Below are 2,526 nucleotides of genomic sequence, written 5' to 3' on the forward strand. Positions count from 1 at the left end.
ACCCAATATCGGCGCCTGGGATAAGCGCATATAAAGCCATGAGAAGGTTAAGGAGGGGTTGGTAGAGAACGGTGTGAAAAATTCCCATACTTATTCGCGTTCCTCACCTGATTCTTCGTCTGATGGTTTCTCTTCTGCTATTTCTTCGTCGGTTCCTTTTTGGTCGCTCGCTTGCTCTTGATCTTCCTGTATTGGTGTTTGATCATCTTCTTCTGATGCTTCTGATTCGTCCGCGTCCTCGGCCCCCTCATTTACTTCGCTTTCTTCTGCTGGCGCCGATGCTTGTTCTTGCTCCACCTCTTCTGGTTGTTCTGCTTCTCGTGCTTCTGAACCCTCTTCCTGCCCATCTTCTGAGACGCCTGCTTCGTCCTGTTCTTCACCAGGTTCTGCGCCAATTTCAGAGATGTTTATTTTCCAACCAGTAAGGTGAGCGGCAAGACGCACATTCTGACCACCCTTTCCAATTGCAAGAGAAAGCTGATCACTTTCCACAAAAACCACAGCACTCTTCTCTTCCTCATTAAGTTCCACTCTATCAATTTTTGCCGGGGAAAGGGCATTTGTAATAAACGTTGTCGGATCCTCGCTCCACTCAATAATATCTACCTTCTCCCCACCGAGTTCTGCGATAATGGTTTGAATACGCGTGCCGCGTTGGCCAATACAAGCGCCGATTGGATCAATCTGGTCATCTTCTGTCCAAACCGCGACTTTGGAGCGCGAACCCGCCTCACGCGCTATAGACTTGATTTCTACCAACCCTTCGGCAACTTCCGGAATTTCAAACTCAAAGAGCTTGCGCACAAATTCTTCAGAGGCTCGCGAGAGTAAAATTTCAGGTCCGCGAGTTGTCAACGTAACTGAGCGGACATACACCTTGATTCGATCTCCAGGATTGTAGCGCTCCGTTGGGATCTGATCTTCAGGACGCAAAATGCCTGTTGTGCGCCCAAGGTCTACCAGAACAATCCGGCCCTCCCGACGCTGAACAGTTCCATTAATGATCGTTCCTTCATATTCCTTAAACTCAGAGAAGACGACTTCACGCTCGGCTTCCCGAAGCTTTTGCATAATAACCTGTTTGGCCGTCATTGCCGCCATACGACCGAATTCTTGTGGCTGATCGAGTTCGGTTCGAATAATATCGCCAACCTTTGCATCCGGCTTGATTTTCCTCGCTTCGCTCAGCATGATGTCTGTTTTGGGATTAAAGCGTGGACCTTCATCTTCTTCAAATGAAACGGCAGGTAATTCTTCCCCTTTTTCGCGCGCTTCCTCGATTTGCTTTGCCAACGCTTCGGCTTTGGCTTTCCGCTCCTCCTCCAAACGCTCTAACTCTTCAAGGTCCATGTCCTCAACAACGGTTTTTACATCAAACACGCGAACAGAACCATCTTCTGGATTAAATTCTGTTTCAATGTTCTGAAGCTTATTCCCGAAATCTTTTCGATAAGCCGCGGCAAGCGCTGCCTGAATCGCCTCGATCACGCTTTCATAAGCAAGGCCTTTTTCATCGCAAATCTGACGAATTGCTTGTTCAATAGCTGATGGCATACGTTAGGTTCTAGGTTCTAGGTTCTAGGTTTACATATGAAACCGAACACCTAGCAATTTTATTAACAATGAAACCCGCCGTTTCCGACAGGTTTCACAAAATCCATCCAAATCATACCTTGCGGGACGAAGTTTGTCAATATTGAACACGACGCCTATAAAAAAACGGGCGCTGACTCGCTCGTCTGGTCAACACCCGGAGAAAAAGGAGAGGGACGCTTCACGGCAGGAGTCTACCCTCATGACCTTCCGCCTCTTTCGCTTTCGCACGCAACATCCGGACAGTCTTCGATGCGGACGAGTCACCGAGCAACTGTCACTCTCCCGACTGTGAAGAGGAGAGCTTTTCTTGATTGGCCCCTTTGGTGGTTCCAACAAAACCTGCCTGGGAGAATGGGATCCGGCCATGCCGGTGAGGACCCAGAGCTTATCGCTCAATCCGCCAGACAAGGGACAGGCCCATGATGGCCCCCAGCCTTTTATCAGCTTGATCTCAGAGCGCGCAGTTTCTCACCGGCATGGCCAGTTCCACGCGCTCCTGCGCAATCGGAGGTACACCTGGAAAAGAGAGGGGGGTGTTTTGCTCTCAAGCTGTGCTGATCACGTGCGCCTGCTTCTGGTCGTAGACCGTGTTCCGCCGTGAAGCGTCCGACTCGAAACATCAACCTACCTTCTGAACCACACACTGTCAAGCTTCCCGGCAGGAACATGTTTAGAGAACAGATTTAAAGACGTACTGCAGGAAAATGAATGATTTCTGGTTCACTCCCAGGGTGAAACTGAATCGCAACGACATCAATACGCCACGAAATATCTGACTGGTGAGTCTGTTGAAGGTAAAACTCGCCAGACTGGGCGATATGTGAAAACTTTTTTCTTGTAACTGATTCTTCGGGATAACCAAACGTTTCCGTCTTGCGCGTCTTCACTTCAACAAAAACAATCTCGTCGCCGGATTGGCAAATGAGATCA

2 protein-coding genes are annotated in these 2,526 nt (G+C 49.0%); both read right to left on the reverse strand.

Annotation, left to right across the window (positions count from 1 at the left end; genetic code table 11):
- Positions 1-90 precede the first annotated feature (90 nt).
- Entirely contained in the window at positions 91-1,554 is a 1,464-nt protein-coding gene (nusA, locus tag D6783_00805) for a transcription termination/antitermination protein NusA (protein RME53816.1), read from the reverse strand.
- A gap of 725 nt (positions 1,555-2,279) precedes the next feature.
- A partial coding sequence (locus D6783_00810; GenBank protein ID RME53817.1) for a YraN family protein occupies positions 2,280-2,526 on the reverse strand: 247 nt, incomplete at its 5' end.

The organism is Candidatus Woesearchaeota archaeon (assembly GCA_003694805.1).
Classification (GTDB): Archaea; Nanobdellota; Nanobdellia; order Woesearchaeales; family J110; genus J110.